7 protein-coding genes are annotated in these 6,900 nt (G+C 45.1%); all 7 read right to left on the bottom strand.

Annotated elements, in window-relative coordinates; all coding sequences use genetic code 11:
* Window positions 1-140: 140 nt before the first annotated feature.
* Window positions 141-1,244, bottom strand: a complete 1,104-nt coding sequence (locus tag B3O33_RS08540; protein WP_292359978.1) for a type II secretion system protein — start codon at window positions 1,242-1,244, stop codon at window positions 141-143.
* A gap of 189 nt (window positions 1,245-1,433) precedes the next feature.
* A complete protein-coding gene (locus tag B3O33_RS08535) occupies window positions 1,434-1,664 on the bottom strand; it encodes a hypothetical protein (RefSeq protein ID WP_292359980.1) in 231 nt (76 codons plus the stop codon).
* A 327-nt stretch (window positions 1,665-1,991) separates the two neighbouring features.
* On the bottom strand, window positions 1,992-3,764 hold the full coding sequence (locus tag B3O33_RS08530) for a PglL family O-oligosaccharyltransferase (protein WP_292359982.1): 1,773 nt from the start codon (window positions 3,762-3,764) through the stop codon (window positions 1,992-1,994).
* 450 nt (window positions 3,765-4,214) lie between these two features.
* The gene (locus tag B3O33_RS08525; RefSeq protein ID WP_292359984.1) at window positions 4,215-4,550 is read right to left on the bottom strand and encodes an SUF system Fe-S cluster assembly protein; all 336 of its coding nucleotides are present in this window, start codon (window positions 4,548-4,550) and stop codon (window positions 4,215-4,217) included.
* 4 nt (window positions 4,551-4,554) lie between these two features.
* Window positions 4,555-5,001 (bottom strand): Fe-S cluster assembly sulfur transfer protein SufU, encoded by a 447-nt coding sequence (sufU, locus tag B3O33_RS08520; RefSeq protein ID WP_292359986.1) that lies wholly within the window; start codon window positions 4,999-5,001, stop codon window positions 4,555-4,557.
* The gene (locus B3O33_RS08515; RefSeq protein ID WP_292359988.1) at window positions 5,001-6,224 is read right to left on the bottom strand and encodes a cysteine desulfurase; all 1,224 of its coding nucleotides are present in this window, start codon (window positions 6,222-6,224) and stop codon (window positions 5,001-5,003) included. The genes sufU and B3O33_RS08515 overlap by 1 nt, the downstream gene beginning before the upstream one ends.
* Window positions 6,221-6,900, bottom strand: a 680-nt coding sequence (gene sufD, locus B3O33_RS08510) for a Fe-S cluster assembly protein SufD (RefSeq protein WP_292363403.1), incomplete at its 5' end; no start/stop codon positions are given. The genes sufD and B3O33_RS08515, both read right to left, overlap by 4 nt.

The following is a 6,900-nucleotide window of genomic DNA, read 5'->3' as shown; positions in this document are numbered from 1 at the left end:
TCGTGCCTCAGCCCAACCTACCTAGATCATTCTGTTAAAGATGGTTGGCTTTAACGCAATGAACTGTTTTTCCGGTTTAAATAAACAAGGGGCAGGCAGCGCCTGCCCCAAGGTTTATCTGAACTTTTTCATTTAAAGAATTAGTTCACTGTTGCTTCAGCAACGTTTTGGTCAATTGGTTTACCTTCAGTATCGATAAAGCCAAGCAGACGTGGACGTTGTAAAAACTCCGCTTGAGTCAAATCATCAACACCAGGGTCACCGATTGAACCTTTGTTACCTCTGGCTAAATGGAATAACCCAACAAACCGTGCATAACTATCGGCAGGGTTGACGTTTGCGCTGCTATAGGCAGGTGACTGAATTACACCAGCAGAAGAGTTAACAGTGCTATGTGCCGCATCACCACCAAAACCAAGTGCCAATACCAGATTGCAACGCTCAGTACTTAACGCATCATTAATTGAGTTAATCACTAATGGATCTGCTGAAGCAGCACCACCTGCAAAAGTCCCGTTCATAAGTTCACCGCCCACTTTACAAAGCAGTGGTGTACCAGCATCATCATCGAATGCTTCAGAAGCCAGAATTGAAATGTAAGTTACGTCGGCACCGAAATCACTATATTCAGTTTCAACAGCACCACCGTCAGTTGCATCAAATGGATTAGCCCCCTCGTTGTGATTACGGTTTGGTGCTAATCCAACTCTTATTCCATTACCAGTTGTTCCAGCCTGGATATGCTGAATTTCTTCCATGCCAAAGTTGTCATCGAAATAATCTTCAAGAAAGTCTGGAACATCAGAAGCGGCTACAGAAAATGCAGCTTGAAAGGCTGTAGCCAAATCAATACTGGTTAGAACTTCTTGGAGAGGTTCAGGAAGGAATTCTGCATCTGTACCACCTGCGGGTGTATTTGCATCATCGGGATCAGCCAAGTTATCCCATTGGTCCGGATATGCGTAAGTGACTGCACGATAAGCACGGACGCCCTGATCAAGTGTGGCAGCAGTTGAAGCAGCACGAGCGGCCTGAGCGTTTTCACCTACACCGTCATAGGCAACCAAAGCACCCGTTGCCAGAATAGCCAACAGGGTGATAACAACTAATAATTCCAGCAGCGTAAAACCTTTTTGTTTTGCTTGCAGTTTTTGGGCTTTTGCACGCATTGCCGGGTCTTGTACACTTGAGAAATCAGCGTGACGGAAACGGCTGACCATAGCTTTCATTTGTTTAATGTTCATTTTTTATATCTCTCTGTTGAATGCCGCAGCTGCCCCATACAGCCTGTTGGTCATCTGGATTTAATTTTTTTGTACGTGATGTGTCCCACACACATTCAACATTCACCGACGTATTGAGTCTTTTTGCTTTGTTATGAGCAGGCTTTTTACGCATTTTGTTCAGAACTGGGAGATTCATAAGAACGACGTTTAATTTGATACTGCACGATGTTTGGAGGTATGTACTTCCGCTAAATCGGGCATATCGACCACAAAACGGTACTGCTTACCACAATGCAAAATCACCTCTTTCTGACGGCGTTTGAGGATTTTCACCTCAATCCGAATATCACCAAAACCGTCATGCGCCAATACATCATCGACCAGCTCCATCAATTTGTACTTAAGTGGTTTGACGGTGGTGTCTGTTGTACTTGTCATATCTCACGGCTCTGATTTGTTTCGGTGAGTGGATAGTAGTGAAACGGGAATTTATTCCCTATAGGAGATTTTCCTTATTTTGCAAAGGAATTAACAACTTACTTAAAAAATGCAGGTAACATACTGTTTTAAATAGTTAACTACGTCACAAAAAAAAGCATTCTTTTTTTTATTGAAAAGTTCCAAATAAACATAGGAAAGGGAAATTTTTCCTGAACAGCGTAATTTCCCACTAAAATTCGGGAAGAAATAAAACAGTCGTATGCCGTAAAAAAGAAACTGCCGAACGAGCCTGCTCATCCGGCAGTCAGTGAATGCATTTATAACTCAGGGTTCTAATGGGTAAGCCGTATCCTGATAGTTTTGCAACTGCTGTATCAGTGGAAAGAGTTGCTTATGCCCCCCCACAAGTAACCCACGGGTGGCGACTTTCCAGTACTTGTCCATGTATTTGGGATAATGTCGCATCGCCAGATCAAGCTGATGAGAAGCCGCTTCCGGCTGATCGGATAAAGCAAGCAATGTCACCTGGTTATAGACTTCCTCCTCGCCGGGAAGATATTTCATTAGCTGGGTATTCATCGCTAATTTGTCAGGTAAAACTTCCTGCGTATCGGGAAGCGCCCGAATAATGACTAAATCCAGATAAGGTGCAAACAACGATTTATCACGGGTTTCAGCCATTTCATAGAGCAAGGGAACGGCCTGATCATTATTGAACAAGCCCATTCTGCCTTTGGTATACCAGTTTTCCACTTTGCTGTATTGCATGAAAGTATTGCTCAGCATAAATAAACTGAAAAGCAGCAATGCCGCCGAAACGACGATCCCCAGATTCAACTTCAATGTGATGTTTCGTTCAGAACTGATCCCCGTTACGATGGCGGCAAGCCCCAGAAAGTAGGCATACCACAATGGATATTCCAGCAAACTGTGTACAGCAAACACGGCCAGGATCGCATACAGCCACCAGCGTTCAGCTGATATCACCACACCCCGTTGTTGCCAGAACCAGAAAATAATGCCCGATAGCAGAATCAAACCACCGAAAATGCCTGTTTCGGCTAACAGATGCAACAACATATTATGAGCATGATCGGCATAGCCGTTTAATCCCGGGTAACTTTCAGTCATTTCAAAGTTGTGCCAACCGAACTGTCCCCAACCAATCCCCCACAGCGGATGATGGATGAACATTTCCCAGGCCTGCTGGATTAACAATAAACGTATGGATTCCCCTTTCACATTTTCAGCCACCCTCTCCGCAGGCATCGCAGGCATATCGGCACTGAACAATGGCAATACTAACTGCACCAGAATAAACACCGGGATCAGCCAAAGTAACCGACTTGAGATAAAATGGATTTGCCATTGAGTGGACTTCCTGGCGATTAACCAGCCACCAACAGACAGTAAAACGACGTATAACCAGCTCATTCGCTGCCCGGTTAAGGCCAATACCATCAGAAATACAGTTGCAGTAATGGCCAAAGCCCAGAAATTAATCCGCTGACTCAGATAAAGATATAACAAAGAGCCCAATGCCAGCGCCATATATGTGGCCAGATGGTTGACCTGCCCCAGATTGGCAGCAAAACCACCCGACTTATAACGCAGTATAAGTGGCGAATCATCCCACCCAAGGTATTGCAGCGTGACAATAACGGCTGAAATAAGCCCGCCGACAACCAACCCCCAAGCCAGAGTGGGGATTAGCTTCTCCAACGTTAATAGATGTTTTAGCTGAGCGCCCAGAGTAATCAACAGACTTGCCCATAGCAGATACAGGCAAACCAGAAAGCTTTGTTGCCAGTAGTTGAACAAACCAACTTTGTATTGAATCGCCACAATCACCAGTAACCCCAGCGGCATAAGGGCGAACCAGGGAATCTGCAGTTCCTCCCAGGATTGTTTCCGCAACAGAAAAATCATGGCCAGGACGCCAAGCGCTATCGCTGACCATTGATTATAAAACGTGGTCAGGGGTATTCGATGATGCGGAATCAAGAATGGCAGAATACAGAGCAAAGCCAGTAAACCACAGGTAATCAAATTAATTTTGCTAATTTTATTAGGGGGGGCACCCGCCGCTTCACTCACTTTACATTCTCCTGATAGTGTCATTCATCAACCAGCAAAATCTTTGCTGGCAAAAAGTGCGCACATAATAGGAGAATTACTTCCCGCAAAGCATTAGGAAAATATCCCTATTTATTTTGGGAGGTTTATTTATATCGAAATGATGGTTTGTAAAAAAGCGATTTTAAGTTAGCAATAAATGATTTTTTCGGACGACTGAAATAATGGCCATGAGAATGATAAAAGGAATTCCTCCTATATGCGGCATAGCGTTAGATGACTATGATTAGCTCCAACAGCTTGCTAATGAGATTCTCTAGGGGCGACGCCCTGAACTAGTTGCTAACTGTAGCCTTAAAGTTTGTTACCTCTTCAGATTTGTCATGTGATCTGATTAACCGTGGATAGACCTGTCCACGGTTTTTTTTTGCCTGATTTCGAGAGGGTTCAGGTTTTCAGTAGCGTGAACAGTTAGAACATACCCAGTTGTAATTGAGCGGACTCACTCATTTGATCCCGAGTCCAGGGTGGATCCCAAACCAGCTCAACATGCACTTTATTAACACCGTCTATGCTGCTGATTTTGTTTTCCACATCACCCGGAAAGGTCTGTGCCACCGGGCATCCTGGCGCAGTTAAGGTCATTTGGATAACCACATTTCCGGAATCACTGACATCAATCTCATAGATCAATCCGAGTTCATAGATATTGACCGGAATTTCAGGATCGAAGATGGTTTTAAGCATCTCAATGACGTCTTCCTTCAAATCTTCTGCCGTAAAAGGTTGTACCTGATTATCATTCATAAAATTACTCGGTGCTAATCGAAATATCGTGGTCGCTGTCTATCGCTGCATGTACGGTATGCCAGGACAAAGTCGCGCATTTTACCCGTGCCGGAAACTCTTTGACACCACTTAGCACTTCCAGTTTGCCCAGCAGGTTGCGATCTGTCTCTTCTCCGGTCATGGATTTATGTACCTGATCATAAATAGCCTGGGCTTCATCAATCGTTTTACCTTTCAGGGCTTCTGTCATCAAAGAAGCAGAGGCCATTGAAATGGCACAGCCACTCCCTTTAAAGCTGACATCTTCAATCACTTCGCCATCGAGCTTGACGTAAACTACCAGCTTATCGCCACATAATGGATTATTGCCATGCGCCAGATGGTTGGCATGATCAATTTCACGAAAATTACGTGGGCGTTTGTTGTGATCCATGATCACTTGCTGGTAAAGCTCTCTTAAATCACTCATCAGGCAAAAAGCTCCTGTGTTTTTTGTATCGCGTTAATCAATGCATCGACCTCTTCTTCTGAGTTATAAAACGCAAATGAAGCACGGGCTGTCGCCGGAATATCATAAAACTCCATAACCGGTTGAGCACAGTGGTGCCCCGTTCGAATAGCCACACCTTGCTGATCAAATATGGTGCCGACATCATGCGGATGCACGCCTTCAATCATGAAAGAAATCACGGCGGCTTTCTCAGCGGCCGTGCCAATGATTCTGACACCGGGCAATGCCTCAATTTTACGGGTAGCAATATCCAGTAAGTGGTGTTCCTGAGCAGCAATATTATCGATGCCAATCTGCCACATATAATCAATTGCCGCACCGAGGCCGATAACGCCGGAGATATTCGGTGTACCCGCCTCAAACTTGGCGGGCAGTTCGTTGTAGATAGTTTTTTCAAAACTGACCGAGAGAATCATATCACCACCACCTTGATATGGCGGCATCGCGTTCAGCAAATCTTTACGACCATACAATGCGCCAATACCAGTAGGGGCAAACATCTTATGGCCAGAGAACACATAAAAATCACAGTCCAGATCCTGCACATCCACGGTCATATGCGGCACCGCCTGCGCACCATCAATTAAAACCGGAATGTTTTTGGCGCGGGCTCTGGCAATCATGCTTTTGACCGGATTGATAGTTCCCAGCGCATTAGACACCTGACCAACCGCCAGAATCCTGGTGCGTTCGGTGAGCATCGCATCAAAGTCTGTCAAATCCAGCTCACCTGACTGCGTCATTGGGATGACCTTCAGTTTGGCACCGGTTTGTTCACATAATATCTGCCACGGCACTATGTTGGCGTGATGTTCCAGATGACTGATCAGAATTTCATCATCCGGCTGCAACATGGGCCTGACAAAGCTTTGAGCAACCAGATTGATTGCCTCTGTTGCTCCACGGGTAAAGATGATTTCTTTATCCGAGTTGGCATTAACAAATTGGCGTACTTTAGCGCGGGCCGCTTCATATAGATCGGTTGCCCGTTGGCTAAGTTTATGCACACCACGGTGAATATTGGCATTGTCATGCAGGTAATAATGACTGACAGCCTCAATCACCTGTCGCGGTTTCTGGCTGGTCGCGGCATTATCCAGATATACCAGAGGGAAACCATTGATCTCCTGGTGGAGAACCGGAAAATCCGCACGAATCGTATTAATGTTCAAATTGCTCATGCGCCTCCCCTGGGTAATCGTTTTTCAATTACTCCGGTTATGGATTGTTTGAGTTCCTCGTTGGATATACGTTCAATCACATCAACAGCGAAAGCAAAAGTCAGTAAACTGCGCGCGCTAACTTCATCCAGACCACGAGCTCTGAGGAAAAACAATTGATCTTCGTTGATTTGGCCTACGGCACTGCCATGTCCACATTTGACGTCATCGGCGTAGATTTCCATTTCCGGCTTGGTATCAATTTCACAACCACGGGATAACAGTAAATTACGGTTACTTTGATTGGCATCGGTTTTCTGTGCGTCTTTATGCACAATCACTTTGCCATTAAATACTGCATGGCTCTGCTCATCCAGCACGCCTTTGTAGACTTCTTCACTGGTCGTATTCGGCACCGCATGATCAATACGTGTGTGATTATCAATATGTTGTTCGCCCGTCACCAGATACAGACCATTCATTGTCACGTGGGATTGCTCACCCAGTAATTGACTGTGAACATCATTTCTGGCCAGTTTTCCGCCAAGCGAAATATTGGTGTTATGCCATTGACTGTCAGCGGCCTGCGAGGCAGCCATGGTGGCAACATGATAATGGTCCAGGGATTCACGCTGTAATTTGTAATGAAACAATTCCGCTTTGTCAGCCAGACTTATTTCAGTAATCACATCGGTTA

It is taken from the genome of Methylophaga sp. UBA1464, assembly GCF_002325665.1.
Taxonomy (GTDB): Bacteria; Pseudomonadota; Gammaproteobacteria; order Nitrosococcales; family Methylophagaceae; genus Methylophaga.
Note: the sequence above shows the minus strand (reverse complement) of the source record. Positions and strands in the feature narration are given on the sequence as shown.